The following is a 17,969-nucleotide window of genomic DNA, read 5'->3' as shown; positions in this document are numbered from 1 at the left end:
CTGCAAGTTTTCCGACTCATCTGCGCGATGCCGCAATTTTCCCGTGCATCTTCTCAAATGAAATGATCGAGGCTCGCCGCGGTGCGGCCATGCTGCTTGATCGCGAATAGAGCGGATTAACCCGTATTTGTGCGGGTTTCTTCGATTGCTGCGTACTCCCGTAGCTTCACGCACTGGACAACGAAAAAGTTTTCCACAGAATATCCCAGTCACACCCCACTGATTCGTCTCGGTTGCGTCTGCGTCCGTCCCTCTCTTACGGGCTGATTTATGGCACATCCTGCAGACGTGGCACGTGGCCGCAACATCGTTGCGCGCTGGTGCAGCCTTGCCGAGCAACGGCTGGAATACCTCACTGAACTGTTCGAGACCGGGCGCTGGCGCCGCTTTCACACCGAACGCGAATTCCTCGAAAACATCCAGGAAGCCAAGGCCGCCGTGGCAACCTGGCGTGACCTGTTGAGCCGCGAAGCCTCGCTCGACAACACGCAGATCGACATGGCCTGGCTTGGCCGCCGTCGAACGACGCCGCTACTGCTGACGCCGCTGCCGCGCGACGAGGGCTATCGCCCGCCGGTCGTGCAGCTTCAGCCGCAACCGGCGCCGATGCCCGTGACGCCACCGCCGACCGCGCCCGCGCCGCCGCCCGATATTCCTGCTGATGTTCTGGTCGCGCTGGAAAGCCAACTCGTCGTGGCGGACGAGGCGCCGTCCGTGCCGGATGTGCTGGCGCTGGAGGAAATGCCATTCCCGGCGATCGATTTCGACGCGATGAAGGAACGCTATCCGGCGTTGCGCAACGCGCTGTAGGCGGGCGAGAAGGGCGAACTACCGTCGCACGGCGTTGCCGCCGACAACCACCTGCGCGTAACGCTGCGCGCCTTCAGCCGACAGATCGGTCGTAATCGTGCGGGCGTGATCGAGCCCGACCACGGCGCCGCGCGGGGTTTGCGAAATCATGTTGTTGTTGACCAGGGCCGTGCCGGCGCCTGGCAGCACCGATACGCCGATGCCGACGAAGGCGTTGCGGATCACGTTGCCTGATATCGCGACGTCGCGGAGATATTTGCCCCATCCGGCGATGACGCCGAACGAGGGCGCGTTCTCGATCACGTTGCCGGTCACGGACGAATCCGCCTCGACATAGATACCGATCCCGGCGTCGTCGTCGGGCGCGGTGCCGATCGGCCGCTTCGGCAGGAGATTGCGGATGATGTTGCCCTGGACGACGGCGATGCGTCCGCCCTCGTTGAAATTGCAGACGGAGATGCCGACGGCGGCGCCATCCACGGTGTTGTTGGCGATCACGGCGCCTTCGAATGCAAATTCCGAATAGAGCGCAACCTCGCGGACATTGCTGACGCTGTTGTCCGTGATGTGAATATTGGACGCCGAATTGCCGCGCACGGCTGAATAATCGCAATTCTTGATGCGGTTGCCGCGCACGATCACATTGCCGGCGCGGAAGGCGTTGATGGCGTTGCCATACTGCCCGGAGCCGCCGGGGCCGGCCTTGATGTCCTCGATCCGATTGTCGAGAACCAGCGTGCCGTCGTCGCCGATCGCGGTGCGCAGGATTTCGATGCCATTGTCATTGGTATCGGTGATGGTGTTGCGCGCCACGATCAGGCCGAGTGCGTCGAAGGATACGACCGCGGTCGTCGCGATTTTCGTGAAGATGTTACCGGAAATATCGCCCGAGACCTGCTCGAGCCAGATACCGTTGCCACCGCTGCCTGATATTTCGCAGTCGGCGATGCGGACGTCGCGACCGCCGAGGCAATGCACCAGCCCGCGGCGCGTCGGCAGCGGAATGCGACCGCCGTCGAAGGTGATGCCCGTCAGGCCGACGCTGTTGGCGCCTTCGCTCTGCAGCATCGAGGCGCCGCCCGTAAACACCAGCTTGGTCGCGCCTCGGACGCCGACCAGTTGCGTGCCGTTCGAAAGGCGCAGCATGCCGGTGCGATAGACGCCCGGCGGTAGCGCCAGAGGCACTTGTGCGCGCGCCGCCTCGTCGATCGCGCGCTGCAGTTTCGCGGTTTGATCGTCGGGGCTGCCGGGACGCACGCCATATTGCGTGACGTCGCGGCCGAGCATGGAGGTGAGGGGCGCTGCGCGCGCAGCGTCAGGCGACATCGCCAGCGCACCGGCTGCACCGGCGGCGGACGCTCCAATGAGATGGCGGCGATTCATATCCATGGCTGATGACCCTAGCGCGATGCAGGTCGTGGCATTCGCGTTTCATAGGTATCGCGAAAATGCGTCCGGGCATGGTGAAGACCGGGAAGAGAGGCGGCGATTGTTAGGGGTAGGGTTAATGTTGGGTGCGGCGCTGACAAAGGCGCGTTTGCGCCGTGCCCACCATTTCCATTTGCGGACCGCAATGGTGGGCACGCTGCGCTTTGCCCACCCTACGCTCTCCGGGCCAGCCGCACCATTTCCATGAGCATCGCTTCGCCGGCATCGACCAGCTCTTCCAGCGTGATCCGCGGAAAGCCTTTTCGTTTGACCGCGCCGCCGCGCGCCAGCGGCGGGATGTGAATGAAGGCGGCGAGGCGGGGGCAGTTGTCGGCATCCACGGCTTCGATCGCGCGCCAGCTCAGATAGTTGCAAAGATAGCTTCCGGCGTCGCGCGAGGCGCGGGCATCGATCGCGGTACCTCTGGCTGCGCGCAGCAGCTTGGCAGTGTGAGGGCCAAACATCTGCGCGTCCGCGCCGTCGGCAATGGAGCCTTTTCGGGCGCGGGTTTGCGCGGCGTCAGGCCACAGCATGGTGACGGCGTTGCGGGCGCGGGTTTCGATCCGCAGATGCGACGTGCGAGATGCGAGGCCGAACATCAACAGCGCATGCGGCCGGTGCTGTTGCAGCGCCAGCGGCAACTCGTGGTCGACCGCCTTATAGGTGACGGGGAAGATGTGGCTGGACAGTTCGACGTCGCTAAAGGCCGGACGTCGCAAGCGCGTCAGCCTCGCCACCAGCGGCTGCGTCGGATTGTAAGGCGCGCCGGGGAACGGACCGAATCCGGTGATGAGAATGCGAAGCTTGTCGCTCACCGCATCCACTCCGCGATCTGCTCGGCGGCGACCGCCGGCGTGATGCGGCCGTCGGCGACCTCGGCCTCGGTCTTCCTTACCTTGGCGCGGATCGCGGCATCGGAGCGGAGCCGCGCCATCATGCGCTGCTCCAGCATCGACCACATCCATTTCACCTGCTGCTCGCGCCGCCGGCCGGCGAACTCGCCCGAGGCGTTCATGGCGGTGCGGTGATCCAAAATCTTCTGCCACAGCGTGTCCATGCCCATACCGGTCAGCGCCGAATAGGTCACGACCGGCGGATGCCAATGCTCCGAGCGCGGGCTGAGAATATGCAGCGCGGAGCGATAGTCGGCCGCCGCCAGATTGGCGCGCTTGACGTTGTCGCCGTCGGCCTTGTTGATCGCGATCATGTCGGCGAGTTCGACCAGGCCTTTCTTGATGCCTTGCAGCTCATCGCCGGCGCCGGGCAGCATCAGGGCGAGAAAGAAATCGGTCATGTCGCAGACCGCGGTTTCGGACTGGCCGATGCCGACGGTCTCGACCAGCACCACGTCGAAGCCGGCCGCCTCGCAGAGCAGCATCGCCTCGCGGGTTTTGGCGGCGACCCCGCCGAGCGTGCCTGACGAGGGCGAGGGGCGGACGAAGGCGGCTTCCGAATTCGCCAGCCGCGCCATCCGCGTCTTGTCGCCGAGGATCGAGCCGCCGGTGCGGGCCGAGGAGGGGTCTACCGCCAGCACCGCGACCTTGTGGCCGCGCTCGATCAGGAACATGCCGAGCGCGTCGATCGTGGTGGATTTGCCGACGCCCGGCGAGCCGGTAATGCCGACGCGCACCGCCTTCCCGGTGTCAGGCAACAGCGTCTGCACCAGATCGCGCGCCGCGGCCTGGTGATCGGAACGCCTGCTTTCGATCAGGGTAATCGCACGCGCCAGCGCCGCACGTTGGCCGGAGCGGAGTTCTTTGGCGAGTTTCCCGACATCGGGGGAAGGATTCTTCGGCAGGGTCATGGCTTGGTTTACAACGCCCGCGCCATGCAGGCGAGGGGGCCCCGCGCAATCCTTCAGCGCGCCGATGTGGCGGCGACGGGCGCGCGTTTGAGCTTCCGCCATACCCAGACCAGCACCGGCCAGATCAGCGCGCCGATCGCCATGGCGGCGAGGATAGCGGCGATCGGCCGCTCGAAGAACGGCAACACGCTGCCGTCAGACTTGATCAGCGAGGTGACAAAACTCTGCTCGATCATGGTGCCCATGACGATGCCGAGCACCATCGCGGCGACCGGGTAGCCGTTTTCTTCCATGACATAGCCGATGACGCCGAAGGTCGCGACGATAACCACGCCGAATATGTTGTTGCCGATGGCGAAGGACCCGACCGCGCAGCACAGCATGATGACCGGCATCACCGTGGAGCGCGGTGCGCGCAGCACGTAGCTCGCCAGGCGGATCATGACGATGCCGAGCGGGATCATGATGATGTTGGCGATGATGAACATCAGGTAGATCGCATACATGCTCGACGCTTTTTCGGTGAACAGCGTCGGACCGGGGTTTAGGCCCTTCATGTAGAGCACGCCGATCGCAATCGCCGCGATGGTGTCGCCGGGAATGCCGAACAACAGCGAGGGCACCCAGCCCGAGGCGATGCTGGCGTTGTTGCTGGCGCCGGCCTCGACCAGGCCCTCGACATGGCCGGTTCCGAACTTCTCGGGTTCTTTCGAAAAGCGCTTGGACATGGCGTAGCTGACCCAAGCGGCCATGTCGGCGCCGGCGCCCGGCAGCACGCCGATGATGATCCCGATGATGTTCCCGCGCGTCATCTGCCAGTTGTATTTTTTGGTGAGCTTCCACTGGCCCGCCAAGATGCTTCCGAATCTGCGCCGCGGGATCGGCGGCGGCTCCGGTGTCAGCATCGCGCGCATCACCTGCGCCACGGCGAAGACACCGACCAGTGCCGGGATCGGTTCGATGCCGCCGAACAAATTGGTCATGCCGAAGGTGAAGCGCGGCACGCCGCCGGGGTTTTCGATGCCGATGCAGGCGACAAGCAGACCGATGAACATGCTGGCGATCGCCTTCACCGGGGAAGACCGCGCGACCAGCGTGGCGCACATCAGGCCGAGGAATGCGAGCCAGAAATATTCGAAGGTCGAGAACGACAGCGCGATTTCGGCCAGCGGCGGCGCCAGGATCATCAGCGACAGCGTGCCCGCGATGCCGCCGACGGCGGAGAACCACACGCCGGCGCCGAGCGCGAGTTCGGCCTCGCCCTTGCGCGTCATCGCATAGGCTTCGTCGGCGTAAGCCGCCGAGGCCGGGGTGCCGGGAATGCGAAGCAGCGCTCCGGGAATGTCACCGGCGAAGATCGCCATCGTGGATGCCGCCACGATGGTAGCGATCGCGGCGATCGGTGACAGATAGAAGGTGACGGGGACCAGAAGTGCGGTCGCCATGGTCGCGGATAGCCCCGGCAGCGATCCGATGACGAGGCCATAGACCGATGCCGCGAACATCGCGACGATGACTTCCCAGGTGGTGATGAGCGCGAAGGCTTGCGTCAGGGTATTGAGCATCGATCACCAGGGCATCGGCAAAACGCCGGGCGGCAGCGGCACGCGCAGCAATTTTGAGAAAATCAGGTGGATGCCGATCGGCGCCAGCAGCGCGAGCGGCAGTGCGACCTTCCAGCGGGCGCCGAGCGCAGTCGAGGTCACGTAGACGATCATCGCCGCCGTGAGGATGAAGCCGAGCCGGTCGGCGATCGCCACGTAGAACAGCAAAAGCGCCGGCGGGAGCAGGGCACGCAGGCCATAGAGCTTTCCGGTGGGCGGCTGCGGCTGGCCGCCCTCGACGGGAATGAGGTGTTCTTCCTCTTCAAAACTGCGGCCGATCCCGAATGCAATCGCGAGCCCGCAAAGGGCCAGGCCCGTTCCGATCACCAGCGGAAAGACATTGGGCCCGACCGGCTGGCCGGGCACCGGCGGCAACTGCCAGCCGCCATAGGCGGCAGCCGCGCCGAGGCCAACGAGAAACAATCCCGTGACGCGATCGGGTAGGCGCATGAACTGGCTCCGCGGATATCGGGCGATGTCAGCCGATCAAGATCAGGCCTTGGAGAGACCGGCGGCCTTCATCGCCACGCCCATCTGGGCGTCGCCCTTCTCCATGAACGCGGCGAATTGCGCCGCATCGCCCCACACCGTTCCAAAGCCGCGATTGCTCATGAAATCCTTGAACTCCTTGGAGTCGTAGACCTTCTTCAGCGACGCGGTGAGTTTCGTGGCCACGTCGGCGGGCAGGCCCTTGGGGCCGGCAATGCCGCGCCAGGCGCCGGTCGAATAGTCGATGCCCATCGCTTCCTTCAGCGTCGGCACGTCCGGGAATGCGGGGTTGCGGGCCGTAGCCATGACGGCGAGGCTGCGCGCCTTGCCGGCCTCGATGATCGCGCGGGCTTCCGGCACTGAGCAGGTGGTGAGGTCGAGACCGCCGGCCGCCAGATCCTGCATCGCGGGCGCCGCTCCGTTCGACGGCACCCATGCCACATGATTGGGGGCAAGTCCCATCGCCTGCATCCAGCCGACCAGCGCGAGATGCCAAATGCCGCCCTGGCCAGTGCCGGAGGCCTTGAACTTGCCGGCGGGGGCGGCCTTGATCGCATCCGCCAGCTCCTTCACGGTCTTGTAGGGCGAGGTGGAACTGACCTGGATGCCGGGCGGATCCTCGTTCATCAGCGCCAGCGGCGTATAGCTCTTTGGCGCCAGTTCGGTGAGCCCCTGCCAGTGCATCATCGAGATTTCCACCGTCAGCATGCCGATGGTGTAGCCGTCGGGCTGTGCGGTCGCGATCGCGGAATGGCCGACCACGCCGGAGCCGCCGGTGCGGTTGACCACGTTGAACGGCTGGCCGAGATCCTTTTCCAACAGCGCCGCGACAATGCGCGCGGTCGCATCAGTACCGCCGCCGGCACCCCATGGCACGATCACGGTCACCGGCCGGGACGGATAGGCCTGCGCTGAAGCCGGCTTGAAACCAAAGCCTGCGACGGCCGCGGCAGCAGCGGATGAAGCCGCAAAGGTGCGGCGCGTGATCTTTTTGGACATTGATGGTCCTCCCTGCGGCGTCCGTGATGCCGGGCGCTCTTGTGATGAGACATTCTAGGCGGCTTTGCGTTGGGGTCGCAAGGCATTGGCGAATGATGGAGATCGCCGCCGCCGGGTGGCATCTCGCCACATCCGGAAATCGGGTGGCGGCGATCGGGCCACCCGGAATAGGTATCCATGCGGCCCAGTCATCGCGCCGCGATCAATTGCGAAGAGAGAGCCATGACGACAGCCTATTACAGCACCGTGCTGGACCATCCCATGGAAACCGTGTGGGCCCTGATCCGCGATTTCAACAATTATCCGGCCTATATCGAAGGGGTCAGTGAGAGCGTGATCGAGGATGACAAGGACGGCGACGAAATCGGCGCGGTCAGGCGCTTTTGCTATCTCGGCAATTGGATCAGGCAGCGGCTGGCGGGCCACTCCGATGAAGCGCATTCGCTGACCTATGCGGGCATCGAGCCGCTGCCGTTTCCTGCCGGGCTTACTCCGGACGCACCCACGCCGGTGCGCTATGAGGGAACGATGCACTTGCTTCCGGTCGTCGAGGGCAACCGGACCTTCATCGAATGGTTCGTGAAGCTCGACACCGCGCCGCAGGACGCCGATCGCTGGCAAGCGTTGTTCCAGTCATGGATTCCGGATTGGACGCATTCGCTCGAACGGTCGCTCGGCCGGCTTGCTGCTTGATCCGCCGTCAGTGCGGCCGGTCTTCGTCTTCCTTCGGTCGCGCGCCGCCGAAAATTCTGGCGCCCTCCGGCGTCAGATATGGCTTCAACGTCTCCCACGGCACGAAGGCGACATACTCGCCTTCGGCATAGGAGCCGACCGCGTAAGGTGGGTAGTAGAAGTTCAGGCCGGAGCTCTTGCCTTCCTCAGTCGATGGCGCCAGCGCGATCGGGCCGATCTTGAGAAGCTTCGATTCGATACCCTCGATGGCGCTGGCGTCCGTGTCTTCCGCGCCGCGTTTCTTTTTCTCGGCCGTGAGGGAGGCAATGACGCCTTGCCGCATCGCTTTCAGCGTCGGGCCGTTGTCGGCCGTTTCGGTGAAGAACGGACGGATGCTGATGCGCTTGCCCGCTGACTTGTCCCAGAGGATCGTGTCCGACGAGCTGTTGGGGTGCGCGCCGCCAGTATATTCGTAGTCGGCCCTGACGATGCTGACATAGCGGCCGTCGACCACCGAGCGCGTCTCGTATTTCCGTTCATACGACCACGCGTTGCGGAACAGGTCCGGATCCTGCTTGCGTTCCTTGTCGGCATCGGCGCGGTTCTTCTGCGCCCACGCTTTTCCCTCCGCCAGGCAGTTCGCCGCCAGCGCTGGATCGGCCTTGATCTTGGCGTCGAGGAAGACGCTGGCCTCGAGCCATTTGGTCTTGATGGAAAAGTCCGGCTTGGGCTCGGCGGCAGACGCCATGCCCAGCGCCACTGTACATGCGAGGGCGCCGGCCAAACCGATTGTCCGGGGGAGGAATGCAATGCCGCGCAAGAGCGATCCTTTGGAAAAGCTTGAAACAGCGGCGGCCTACTCCGCCGCCTCGCTATGGCCGAGCCGGGCGTTGAGCTTGTGGATCAGCTCCTCGGCGGCGTCCGAGATCACAGTGCCGGGCGGGAAGATCGCTTCGGCGCCGGCCGCATAGAGCGCCTCATAATCCTGCGGCGGGACCACGCCGCCGATGATGATCATGATGTCCTCGCGGCCATGTTTCTTGAGCGCGGCCTTGAGCTCCGGCACGGCGGTGAGGTGCGCGGCGGCCAACGAGGAGACCCCGAGAATGTGCACGTCGTTCTCCACGGCCTGCCGCGCCGCCTCGTCGGCGGTAGCGAATAGCGGCCCGATATCGACGTCGAAGCCGACATCGGCGAAGGCGGATGCGATCACCTTCTGGCCGCGGTCGTGGCCGTCCTGTCCGATCTTGGCGACGAGGATGCGAGGCCGGCGGCCCTCGGCAGTCTCGAACGCATCGATCAGCGCCTGCACCTTTTCGACCCGGTTTGACATGGCGGACGCCTCCCGCTTGTAGACGCCGGTGATGGATTTGATCTCGGCGCGGTGCCGCCCGAACACCTTTTCCATCGCGTCCGAAATTTCGCCGACGGTAGCCTTGGCGCGCGCGGCATCAATCGCGAGCGCCAAGAGATTGCCGTTGCCTTCGCCGGCGCTGCGCGTCAGCGCGGCCAGTGCAGAATCGACTTCCTTCTGGTCGCGCTCGGAGCGCAGCCGCTTCAACTTGTCGATCTGCAGCCGCCGCACGGTGGAGTTTTCCACCTTGAGCACGTCGATCGGCGCTTCGTTGACCGGCTTGTACTTGTTGACGCCGATCACGGCCTGCTTGCCGGCGTCGATCCGCGCCTGGGTCTTGGCGGAAGCTTCCTCGATCCGCAGCTTCGGCACGCCGGCTTCGATCGCCTTGGCCATGCCGCCGAGCGCCTCGACCTCCTGGATATGGCCCCAGGCTTTCACCGCGAGATCCCGCGTCAGCCGCTCGACATAATAGGAGCCGCCCCAGGGATCGATGATGCGGTTGGTGCCGCTCTCCTGCTGCAGGAACAATTGCGTGTTACGCGCGATGCGGGCCGAAAAATCCGTCGGCAGCGCGAGCGCCTCGTCGAGCGCATTGGTGTGCAGCGACTGGGTATGGCCTTGCGTCGCCGCCATTGCCTCGATGGTGGTGCGCATCACATTGTTGAAGACGTCCTGCGCGGTCAGCGACCAGCCGGAGGTCTGGCAATGCGTGCGCAGCGACAGCGAGCGCGGATCCTTCGGGTCGAACTGCTTCAACAACTTGGCCCAGAGCAGCCGCGCCGCGCGCATCTTGGCGACTTCCATGAAGAAATTCATGCCGATCGCCCAGAAGAACGACAGCCGCGGCGCGAAGCGGTCGACATCGAGGCCCGCCGCAAGCCCGGCGCGCAAATACTCGACGCCGTCGGCCAGCGTGTAGGCGAGCTCGAGATCCTGGGTAGCTCCGGCTTCCTGCATGTGATAGCCGGAGATCGAGATCGAATTGTACTTCGGCATCTTTTGCGAGGTGTAGGCAAAGATGTCGGAGATGATCCGCATCGAGGGTGCCGGCGGATAGATGTAGGTGTTGCGCACCATGAACTCTTTCAGAATGTCGTTCTGAATGGTGCCCGACAGTTTTTCCGGCGGAACGCCCTGTTCCTCGGCGGCCGCGACGAACAGCGCGAGGATCGGCAGCACCGCGCCGTTCATGGTCATCGACACGCTCATCTGGTCGAGCGGAATGCCCGCAAACAGCGTGCGCATGTCGTAGATGGAATCGATCGCAACGCCCGCCATACCGACGTCGCCGGACACGCGCGGATGGTCGGAATCGTAGCCGCGGTGGGTAGCGAGGTCGAACGCGACCGAAAGGCCCTTCTGACCGGCGGCGAGGTTACGGCGATAGAACGCGTTGGAATCCTCCGCCGTGGAGAAGCCGGCATACTGCCTGATCGTCCAGGGCTGGTTGACATACATGGTCGGGTAGGGGCCGCGCAGATAGGGCGCGACGCCCGGCCACGTCTCCAGGAAATCAATGCCTTCGAGATCGCCCTCGCTATAGCCGGCCTTCACCGGAATGCCCTCGGGCGTCAGCCACGGCTCGGCACTGCCGGCGGGCTGCGCGGGCGCGGTGGGTTCAAGGGCGACGTCTGCGAAATTCGGTATACGGCTCATGGTACCCATCATAGCACATGTGAAATCGAGGGCCGCCAATCCCTAATCATGGTCCGGATGCTGGTGGCTGACGATGGTCGCCATCTTCTCCGGCCCGTAATTCTGCTGCGTTGTCTGGCTCGGCAAATTGGCGATGCCGACCACCCAGCCGAGCCGGGATTCGGTGCCATATTGCCGGGTCGGCACGACCAGGTCTGGGCGGTCGAACGCGCCGGTCATGATCTCGATCCGGGGGCCGCCAATCAGCCGGTAGGTCAGGGGCGTGCCGCAGGCCGCGCAAAAATCTCGCTCGGCGATGGAGGAGGATTGGAACGAGGCCGGCTTGCCGCGGGTCCAGGTGAAATGCTCGTGCTCGATATCGGCGAGGGAGGCGAAGGGCGCGCCCGATGCCTTCTGGCACATCCGGCAATGGCAGATGCTGACCTTGGGCGGCACTTTCGACACCGCAAAGCGGATGGCGCCACACTGGCAGCCGCCGGTCAGGACCGTCTTGTGGTTGGTTTCCGTCATGCTCGCTCCATCCGCTGCCAGGCTTCCCGCAGCATCGCCAGCGCGTCGCCGCCGGCAAAGATGAAATCGCCGACGCCGGCGGAACGCAGCGCGGCCTCCTGTGTGCCGGGCCGCCCTGCCAAATAGATATGCTTGGCGCCAGCGGCTTGAAGGGCCTTTGCGGAGTGTTCAGCGTGTTCCGCGTACACCTTGTCGGAGGAACACAGACAAGCCATTGCCGCGCCGGACGCCGCGAAGGCATTGGCAAGCGCCGCCGGGTCGGCAAACCCCTGAGTGTCCAGCGCCTCGATTCCGCCAGTCTCGAAGAAGCTCTTGGCAAAGGTCGCACGCGCCGTGAAAGCGGCGGGCGTACCAAGATTGGCGAGAAAGATTTTCGGCCGCGCGCCCGACGCCTTGAGCTTTTCGTCCGATTTGTCCCTCAGCGCCTCGAAAGGTGCGGCCAGCCGTATCGGCGTGAGCGGATCGAACTTGTACTTCGCCTCGCCATACGGCGGCAGCACGATCGGCTTGGCATCGAGCACCGCGATATCGTCCTCGTGCAGGTTCGGGAATTTGCTCGCGCCGGTGAGCACGTCCCTGCGCTTGGCAATGTTGGTTTCACGTGCCGCCCGCGTCGCGGCGACCTTCTTCTGGATCAGGTTCTGCTCGAGCGCTGCGAAGATGCCACCGGCCTTCTCAATTTCCTGGAACAGCGACCATGCAGCTTCGCAAAGCTGCTTCGTCAATGTTTCGATGCCGCCGGAGCCGGCGGCGGGGTCGCTCACCTTGGCGAGGTTTGACTCTTCCAGCAGCACCAGTTGCGTGTTGCGCGCGACACGCCGCGCGAACGGATCGGGCAGTCCCAGCGCCACCGTGTGCGGCAATACGGTAATGGCGTTGGCGCCGCCGAGGCCGGCGGAGAAGGTCGCCATCGTCGCGCGCAGCATGTTCACGTAAGGGTCGCGCTGCGTCAGCATGCGCCAAGCGGTATCGGCGGCGATGAACAGCGGTTTGGGCGTCAGGCCACAGGCCTGCTCGATCCGCGCCCACAACAGCCGCAGCGCGCGGAATTTAGCCAGCGTCAGGAACTGGTCCGCGTCTGCGGCAAGCCGCGCGTAGACCATCCCTTGCGCATCTTCGAGCGCGATTCCCGCTTGCTCGATCGCGCGCAGATAGGCGACGCCGGAGGCGAGCACGAATGCAAGCTCCTGCGCTTCCGATCCGCCGGCATCGTGGATCACCCGTCCATCAGCCGCTGCGAACGGACCCTTGAAGCCCATGGCGGTGAGGCCCTGGATCGCACTCGTAACCGCGGGCACGATTTCGTTCCAGCTATAGGGGCTGGAGCCCGACACCGCACAGGATCCGAGCGGGTCGAGACCGAAACGGATATCGCAGGCCCCGGGATTAAGCCCTTTGCGTTTGATGTATTCGGCGACGTGAATGGCCGCCATGCGCGACTGCGGACCGATCTGCAGCTCGATACTGATGCCGGCGTCGAGATAAATGCCGTCGAGAACCGCTTCGACGGCTTCGGCCGAAGGATCCAGTCCAAACCCGTGGGCGCCATTGGCGCCGGCAAACACCAGCGTGAGCCCGGTCGCGCCGTTTTCGAGATCATGCAGCGCCTGCGCGTTGGCCGCTTTGGCGTCGGGATGATCGATCCGCTGCATGACCTGCCAGGGCGCGGCGGCCGCACGGCCGGCGACCACCGCGGCGCCTTTCGCGCGGCGATAGATCGGATCGATTTTCAACCCGTCGGACGTCTTGCTGACCAATTTCTCGAACGACGCGCCTTTCAGCACCCCGTCGACCAGCTTGCGCCAATCCTCGTAGGTCGCTTGCGGAAACTCCGCGGCCAATGTCAGTTCATCATTATCAGTCATCCGGCCCATTAATCCCTGGTCGTCTCTTGATTTGGCCGGAAATTGCCACGGGGCGGCCGCCAAGCCAAACGGTGTTTTGGGTCGTTTCGGGGTCAATCGAGGTCGGGTAACCGCTCAATCCCCTCGGTCGACAATTGTGCCAGCGCATCCCGCACACAGCGTCCCGCAATGACACGGTCGGGAACGATCTCGGCCAGCGGCACCAGCACAAAGGCGCGCTCGAAAGCCCGCGGGTGCGGCAGCGTCAGTTCCGGCTTTTCGAGGCTAACGTCATCATAGGCGATCAGGTCGAGGTCGAGGGTGCGCGGACCCCAGCGCGTCTCATGGGCGCGGTCGCGGCCGAACTTTTTCTCGATCTTGTGCAGCGTAAACAGCAGCGCATGCGGATCGAGGCTGGTTTCGATCTCGATGCAGGCGTTGATGAAGGGCGCCTGGTGCTCCTCGCCCCAGGGCGGGGTGATGTAGTCAGAAGAACGCGCGAGCAGCGCAGCCTGGGTCATGCCGCAGATATTGGAGATGGCCTTTTTGAACGTCGCGCGGACATCGCCGACATTGCCGCCGAGCGCGATCAGCACGTCCGCCATGTCAGGGCGATTGCCGTTTGCGCATGAGTACCACGCCGACATCCTCGAAGATCTCGGCGATCGGCGCATGCGGCTTGTGGACCGTGACCTTGACCGCATGGACGCGTGGGAACGCGGCGAAGATCGCGTCTGAAACGGCGCCGGCCGCACGCTCCAAAAGCTTGTAGTTGGTGTTCGTGAACGCGGCGGTGGCGGTCTCGACCACGCTGGCATAAGACACCGTGTCGGACAGGCGGTCAGAGTGCGAGGATTCCGACAGGTCGATGGAGAGTTCGAGATCGATCACGAACCGTTGCCCGACTCTCGTCTCGTGCTCCATCACGCCGTGGCGGGCATGGATGACGACGCCGGTGATGAAGATCGTATCGCTCATCCCTGTTCCCTGATTGCCGTGGCCACGCGCAGCGCCTGTACGGTTTCGGCGACGTCATGCGCCCGGATGATCCGCGCCCCGTTCTGGGCCGCCAACAGATGCGCGGCGATCGAGCCGCCGAGGCGCTGATGCGGTTCCGATGGCGTCACCGTGCTGATGAAACGCTTGCGCGAGGCGCCGACCAACATTGGAAGGCCGAGCGACTGCAACTCGCCGAGCCGCGCCAGCGCGGTCATGCTTTGCTCGGGCGTCTTGCCAAAGCCGATGCCAGGGTCGAGCACGATATTGTCGGATGAAATTCCGGCTTTTGCTGCGATGTCGAGCGAACGCGCAAAGAAAGCGGCGATATCCTGCATGATGTCTACAGCAGGATCGGCACGCTCGCGGTTATGCATGATGATGACCGGCGCGCCACGCTCCGCGACCAGCCCGGCCATGCCGGAGTCGCGCTGCAGCCCCCAGACATCGTTGACGATGGCGGCGCCCTGATCGAGCGCCCAGGCGACGACGGCCGATTTCATGCTGTCGATCGACACGGGAATGCCGAGCGCGACGACATCGGACAGTACCGGCTGCAGGCGCTTCAATTCGTCTTCCGCCGAGACCGGTTCCGATCCGTAGGGCCGGGTCGATTCCGCGCCGATGTCGATGATGTCGGCGCCCTCGGCGATCATCCGCCGGGCCCGGGCCAGCGCCCGCTCCGGGGCGGCGAATTGACCGCCGTCGGAGAATGAATCGGGCGTCACATTCAGCACGCCCATCACCACCGGATAGGGCTTGGACAGCAGCGCAGGCAGCACCGATTGACCGGCGGGACCGGACGCAGCGGGAGGTCTGGGCTGGGCTGCCATCATGCGGTGGCTTTGCGCGGTCCGCGCCGCCGAGTCAAGGCGTGAGAGCCGGCACTGCGGGGCCGGCCGGGCGCTTCAGTCGCTGATCTTCAATAGCTAATTTTGGGCGGCAGCTTGCGCGCCTGCTCGATCAGTAGCTCGACCGATCGCTCCGAGGGCAAAACCCGGACGAGTTTGCACTTCGTGTTCACGTCTTTCATGTTCTGGGCGAGTCGCGCCGGATTGCGATGGGCGAGTTCGCGTACCGTGGTAACGCCCGCGGCGCGCATCAGGCCTACCTTGGCCTTGCCCATCCCGGGAATGCGCATGTAGTCGGAAAAATTGGCCCATTCCAGCAGTTGCTGCTCGCTGATGCCGGTCTTCGCTGCGAGCGACTTGCGCCCTTTCACGGTGCGAGCAGCTTCCAGCAGCGCATCGGTCGTGCGAATGCCCAACGATTTCAGTTTCGAGGCAGAGTAGGCGGTCAGGCCGTCGATCTCGGAAAGGGGATAAGTCATGATACCAGATGAAAAGAGAATGTGCCCGGGCCGAATGTGCTCACCAAGTTGACTATGCGAACTGGCTGAGGCCCGGTGTCCCCGAAATGATTTCGCCCATTTGATCTGCTCCGATTTTGTCGCGACCGAACCTGAAAAGTTCACGCGCCACGCTTTGAATTTCGCTCATGCCAAGACCGAGCGCCATCAGCCTGGTGCCAACCGCCATCAAGCCTCCGCCCATCAGCCGCGCGAATCCGCTATTGCTGCTGGAAGCCGCAATCGCAGCCTCGGCACCCGGAATTTGGTCGATCAGGGCCTGAACCTTGTCGGAGGGGCCCTCGGTGCGGAGAAAACCCAGAACGATGCCGATGGTTTTTTCAGCGACAGCGCGATCGATACCGACCTTGGAGGCCAGTCGCCCTACCAGTTCGTCCATATTTGCCCCGTCCCCAAACCGGCTTTACCGGTCGTCTACTTGCAAATTGATCTTGAGCGCCTGCGACCTGAAATACAAGCGATCCGCGGGTGCGAAGGCCCAGATCGACTCGCGAGTGTTGCAGCAATGCAAGAGTGAAGGCCGGATTCATGCTGACTTGTTGCGCTGCGCTCTCGATTTTTCTGCCGAAGGTTGGAAAAAAGTATGAGAAAGCATGAACGAAGAGGCGGGCGAATGCTCACGTATGTACCGCCGACGGTTTCAATCGGCGGGCAGGATGCGATATGATCGCCCACCAAATCCCCCGGCGCGCGAAGAGGCGATGCGATGGCGACTTCCGATAACAAGACAGCCGATACTGACGACAAGATCTTCATCGGAAAGGGCGAACAGACGGCTTGGCTGACGTTGGCGCTTGCCAATCGGCATGGCCTCGTCACCGGAGCGACCGGCACCGGCAAGACCGTGTCGCTGCAGGTGATGGCGGAGGGCTTTGCCCGCGCCGGTGTTCCCGTGTTCGCGGCCGATATCAAGGGCGATCTGTCCGGAATTTCCGAGATCGGCGAGGCCAAGGACTTCATCCTCAAACGCGCCGGCGAGATGGGCCTCAATTTCCAGCCCGACCAGTTCTCGACTGTGTTCTGGGACGTGTTCGGCGAGCAGGGCCATCCGGTTCGCGCCACGGTCACGGAAATGGGACCGCTTTTGCTGTCGCGAATGCTCGACCTGAACGACGTGCAGGAAGGCGTCCTCAACGTCGCGTTCCGTGTGGCGGATGAAAACGGCCTGACGCTGATCGACATGAAGGATCTGCGGTCGCTGCTGGATGCGATCGCGCCCGCCGGCGGCAAAAGGGGGCCGGATGCCGAGGAGGATGAGCTGGCCGAAATCCGAAAGGCCGCGCAGAGTTACGGCAATGTCAGCAAGGCAACGATCGGCACCATTCAGCGCCAGCTTCTGGTGCTGGAAAACCAGGGCGGCACTAAATTCTTCGGCGAGCCGGCGCTTTTGCTGAAAGACTTCATGAAGACCGATAGCGACGGCCGGGGAATGGTCAACATTTTGGTCGCCGACAAGCTGATGCAGAACCCGAGGCTCTACGCGACGTTTCTGCTGTGGATGCTGTCGGAGCTGTTCGAAGAGCTGCCGGAAGCCGGCGACCTGCCGAAGCCGAAACTGGTCTTCTTCTTCGACGAGGCGCATCTGTTGTTCAACGATGCGCCGAAGGCATTGCTCGACAAGATCGAGCAGGTGGTCCGCCTGATCCGCTCCAAGGGCGTCGGCGTCTATTTCGTCACGCAAAACCCGATCGACGTGCCGGACAAGGTGCTGGCGCAGTTAGGCAACCGCGTGCAGCACGCGCTGCGCGCCTTCACGCCGCGCGACCAGAAGGCAGTGAACGCGGCGGCGCAGACCTTCCGGCCGAACCCCAAGCTCGACACCGCTCGCGTCATCATGGAGCTCGGCAAGGGCGAGGCGCTGGTGTCGTTCCTTGAAGGCGGTGGTACGCCGACCATGGTCGAGCGCGTCATGATCCGGCCGCCGACGGCTCGGATCGGGCCGATCACGCCGGAAGAGCGCAAGGCGATCATGGGCAAGAGCCCGGTCAAAGGCAAATACGACACCGCGGTCGACGCCGAATCCGCCTACGAGATGCTGCAGAAGCGGGTAGCCACGACGGCGGCGCCTGCGGAGGGCCAGGATGGTGGCGGCGGCGGCATTCTCGGCCAGATCGGCTCGATCGTCGGCACGATCTTCGGCACCAACGTCAGGCGCGGCAGGCTGTCGACCGGCCAGGTGATTGCACGAGACGTTACGCGGTCCGTCACCAACAAGGTGGTCGGCGGCATCGTCGCCGATCTCGGCAAATCGGTTGGTGGCTCGCTCGGCGGTTCAGTTGGTCGCGCGCTGGTGCGCGGCGCGCTCGGCGGCTTGCTGCGGCGCTAGAGCATGATCCGGAAAAGTGCGAAGCGGTTTTCCGAAAAGATCATGCTCAAACAAAGAGATGAGACTTTTTCGAGCGAAGGTGTTGTCGGTTCGCGTGAAGAGCTG

At 64.0% G+C, this 17,969-nt stretch carries 18 protein-coding genes; 3 read left to right on the top strand and 15 right to left on the bottom strand.

Translation table 11 applies throughout. The annotated features are described in order from the left end of the window. The first annotated feature begins 270 nt into the window (after nucleotides 1-270). Nucleotides 271-810 carry a TIGR03809 family protein gene (locus tag V1292_RS31660; protein ID WP_334376466.1) on the top strand — a complete coding sequence of 180 codons (540 nt, stop codon included), beginning with the start codon at nucleotides 271-273 and terminating at the stop codon, nucleotides 808-810. Between the two features lie 18 nt (nucleotides 811-828). On the opposite strand, the gene V1292_RS31655 is transcribed toward V1292_RS31660, so the two are convergent. From V1292_RS31655 to V1292_RS31630, 6 genes are all read right to left on the bottom strand, one after another. Continuing rightward, on the bottom strand, nucleotides 829-2,199 hold the full coding sequence (locus tag V1292_RS31655; RefSeq protein WP_334376464.1) for a TIGR03808 family TAT-translocated repetitive protein: 1,371 nt from the start codon (nucleotides 2,197-2,199) through the stop codon (nucleotides 829-831). A 212-nt stretch (nucleotides 2,200-2,411) separates the two neighbouring features. After that, on the bottom strand, nucleotides 2,412-3,053 hold the full coding sequence (locus V1292_RS31650) for a pyroglutamyl-peptidase I (RefSeq protein WP_334376463.1): 642 nt from the start codon (nucleotides 3,051-3,053) through the stop codon (nucleotides 2,412-2,414). Further along, nucleotides 3,050-4,042: a methylmalonyl Co-A mutase-associated GTPase MeaB gene (gene meaB, locus V1292_RS31645; protein ID WP_334376462.1), complete on the bottom strand. Its 993-nt coding sequence runs from the start codon at nucleotides 4,040-4,042 to the stop codon at nucleotides 3,050-3,052. The genes V1292_RS31650 and meaB overlap by 4 nt, the downstream gene beginning before the upstream one ends. A 53-nt stretch (nucleotides 4,043-4,095) precedes the next feature. Further along, nucleotides 4,096-5,607: a tripartite tricarboxylate transporter permease gene (locus tag V1292_RS31640; protein WP_334376460.1), complete on the bottom strand. Its 1,512-nt coding sequence runs from the start codon at nucleotides 5,605-5,607 to the stop codon at nucleotides 4,096-4,098. A 3-nt stretch (nucleotides 5,608-5,610) separates the two neighbouring features. Next, on the bottom strand, nucleotides 5,611-6,096 hold the full coding sequence (locus V1292_RS31635) for a tripartite tricarboxylate transporter TctB family protein (protein ID WP_334376458.1): 486 nt from the start codon (nucleotides 6,094-6,096) through the stop codon (nucleotides 5,611-5,613). A 42-nt stretch (nucleotides 6,097-6,138) separates the two neighbouring features. Next, entirely contained in the window at nucleotides 6,139-7,134 is a 996-nt protein-coding gene (locus tag V1292_RS31630) for a tripartite tricarboxylate transporter substrate binding protein (RefSeq protein ID WP_334376456.1), read from the bottom strand. Nucleotides 7,135-7,356: 222 nt separating this feature from the next. On the opposite strand from V1292_RS31630, the gene V1292_RS31625 reads away from it, so the two are divergent. Beyond that, nucleotides 7,357-7,827 carry an SRPBCC family protein gene (locus tag V1292_RS31625; protein WP_334376454.1) on the top strand — a complete coding sequence of 157 codons (471 nt, stop codon included), beginning with the start codon at nucleotides 7,357-7,359 and terminating at the stop codon, nucleotides 7,825-7,827. Between the two features lie 7 nt (nucleotides 7,828-7,834). On the opposite strand, the gene V1292_RS31620 is transcribed toward V1292_RS31625, so the two are convergent. The 9 genes from V1292_RS31620 to V1292_RS31580 all read right to left on the bottom strand — a co-directional run bounded on the left by V1292_RS31620 (nucleotide 7,835) and on the right by V1292_RS31580 (nucleotide 15,917). Further along, entirely contained in the window at nucleotides 7,835-8,554 is a 720-nt protein-coding gene (locus tag V1292_RS31620) for a DUF3298 and DUF4163 domain-containing protein (protein ID WP_334376453.1), read from the bottom strand. Nucleotides 8,555-8,662: 108 nt separating this feature from the next. Then, nucleotides 8,663-10,819: a methylmalonyl-CoA mutase gene (gene scpA, locus V1292_RS31615; protein WP_334376452.1), complete on the bottom strand. Its 2,157-nt coding sequence runs from the start codon at nucleotides 10,817-10,819 to the stop codon at nucleotides 8,663-8,665. Between the two features lie 42 nt (nucleotides 10,820-10,861). Then, on the bottom strand, nucleotides 10,862-11,329 hold the full coding sequence (locus V1292_RS31610; RefSeq protein WP_334376451.1) for a GFA family protein: 468 nt from the start codon (nucleotides 11,327-11,329) through the stop codon (nucleotides 10,862-10,864). Next, entirely contained in the window at nucleotides 11,326-13,194 is a 1,869-nt protein-coding gene (locus V1292_RS31605) for a methylmalonyl-CoA mutase family protein (protein ID WP_442895583.1), read from the bottom strand. The genes V1292_RS31610 and V1292_RS31605 overlap by 4 nt, the downstream gene beginning before the upstream one ends. Nucleotides 13,195-13,286: 92 nt before the next feature. Then, nucleotides 13,287-13,778 carry a 2-amino-4-hydroxy-6-hydroxymethyldihydropteridine diphosphokinase gene (folK, locus tag V1292_RS31600; RefSeq protein ID WP_334376449.1) on the bottom strand — a complete coding sequence of 164 codons (492 nt, stop codon included), beginning with the start codon at nucleotides 13,776-13,778 and terminating at the stop codon, nucleotides 13,287-13,289. Nucleotide 13,779: 1 nt separating this feature from the next. Continuing rightward, nucleotides 13,780-14,151: a dihydroneopterin aldolase gene (gene folB / locus V1292_RS31595; RefSeq protein WP_334376447.1), complete on the bottom strand. Its 372-nt coding sequence runs from the start codon at nucleotides 14,149-14,151 to the stop codon at nucleotides 13,780-13,782. After that, nucleotides 14,148-15,002 carry a dihydropteroate synthase gene (gene folP, locus V1292_RS31590; RefSeq protein ID WP_442895642.1) on the bottom strand — a complete coding sequence of 285 codons (855 nt, stop codon included), beginning with the start codon at nucleotides 15,000-15,002 and terminating at the stop codon, nucleotides 14,148-14,150. The genes folB and folP overlap by 4 nt, the downstream gene beginning before the upstream one ends. Nucleotides 15,003-15,091: 89 nt before the next feature. Beyond that, entirely contained in the window at nucleotides 15,092-15,499 is a 408-nt protein-coding gene (locus tag V1292_RS31585) for a DUF4332 domain-containing protein (RefSeq protein WP_334376443.1), read from the bottom strand. 52 nt (nucleotides 15,500-15,551) lie between these two features. Next, the gene (locus tag V1292_RS31580; protein WP_334376441.1) at nucleotides 15,552-15,917 is read right to left on the bottom strand and encodes a DUF2267 domain-containing protein; all 366 of its coding nucleotides are present in this window, start codon (nucleotides 15,915-15,917) and stop codon (nucleotides 15,552-15,554) included. A gap of 327 nt (nucleotides 15,918-16,244) precedes the next feature. Here V1292_RS31580 and V1292_RS31575 point away from each other — a divergent pair, with 327 nt between their 5' ends. Continuing rightward, nucleotides 16,245-17,864, top strand: a complete 1,620-nt coding sequence (locus V1292_RS31575) for a helicase HerA-like domain-containing protein (protein ID WP_334376439.1) — start codon at nucleotides 16,245-16,247, stop codon at nucleotides 17,862-17,864. The last annotated feature ends 105 nt before the right edge of the window (nucleotides 17,865-17,969 follow it).

This window comes from Bradyrhizobium sp. AZCC 1719 (genome assembly GCF_036924525.1).
Lineage (GTDB): Bacteria > Pseudomonadota > Alphaproteobacteria > Rhizobiales > Xanthobacteraceae > Bradyrhizobium.
The sequence above is the reverse complement of the archived record's forward strand: the minus strand, read 5'-3'. Positions and strand labels throughout refer to the sequence as shown.

Excerpts from the sequence above, each read along its gene's own strand:
- folK (WP_334376449.1), bottom strand. The coding sequence starts at position 13,778 with ATGGCGGACGTGCTGATCGCGCTCGGCGGCAATGTCGGCGATGTCCGC.
- V1292_RS31575 (WP_334376439.1), top strand. The coding sequence starts at position 16,245 with ATGGCGACTTCCGATAACAAGACAGCCGATACTGACGACAAGATCTTC.
- V1292_RS31630 (WP_334376456.1), bottom strand. The coding sequence starts at position 7,134 with ATGTCCAAAAAGATCACGCGCCGCACCTTTGCGGCTTCATCCGCTGCT.
- V1292_RS31635 (WP_334376458.1), bottom strand. The coding sequence starts at position 6,096 with ATGCGCCTACCCGATCGCGTCACGGGATTGTTTCTCGTTGGCCTCGGC.
- V1292_RS31585 (WP_334376443.1), bottom strand. The coding sequence starts at position 15,499 with ATGACTTATCCCCTTTCCGAGATCGACGGCCTGACCGCCTACTCTGCC.
- folB (WP_334376447.1), bottom strand. The coding sequence starts at position 14,151 with ATGAGCGATACGATCTTCATCACCGGCGTCGTCATCCATGCCCGCCAC.
- V1292_RS31580 (WP_334376441.1), bottom strand. The coding sequence starts at position 15,917 with ATGGACGAACTGGTAGGGCGACTGGCCTCCAAGGTCGGTATCGATCGC.
- folP (WP_442895642.1), bottom strand. The coding sequence starts at position 15,002 with ATGGCAGCCCAGCCCAGACCTCCCGCTGCGTCCGGTCCCGCCGGTCAA.
- V1292_RS31640 (WP_334376460.1), bottom strand. The coding sequence starts at position 5,607 with ATGCTCAATACCCTGACGCAAGCCTTCGCGCTCATCACCACCTGGGAA.
- V1292_RS31605 (WP_442895583.1), bottom strand. The coding sequence starts at position 13,194 with ATGACTGATAATGATGAACTGACATTGGCCGCGGAGTTTCCGCAAGCG.
- V1292_RS31655 (WP_334376464.1), bottom strand. The coding sequence starts at position 2,199 with ATGGATATGAATCGCCGCCATCTCATTGGAGCGTCCGCCGCCGGTGCA.
- V1292_RS31610 (WP_334376451.1), bottom strand. The coding sequence starts at position 11,329 with ATGACGGAAACCAACCACAAGACGGTCCTGACCGGCGGCTGCCAGTGT.
- V1292_RS31620 (WP_334376453.1), bottom strand. The coding sequence starts at position 8,554 with ATGGCGTCTGCCGCCGAGCCCAAGCCGGACTTTTCCATCAAGACCAAA.
- scpA (WP_334376452.1), bottom strand. The coding sequence starts at position 10,819 with ATGAGCCGTATACCGAATTTCGCAGACGTCGCCCTTGAACCCACCGCG.
- meaB (WP_334376462.1), bottom strand. The coding sequence starts at position 4,042 with ATGACCCTGCCGAAGAATCCTTCCCCCGATGTCGGGAAACTCGCCAAA.
- V1292_RS31660 (WP_334376466.1), top strand. The coding sequence starts at position 271 with ATGGCACATCCTGCAGACGTGGCACGTGGCCGCAACATCGTTGCGCGC.
- V1292_RS31625 (WP_334376454.1), top strand. The coding sequence starts at position 7,357 with ATGACGACAGCCTATTACAGCACCGTGCTGGACCATCCCATGGAAACC.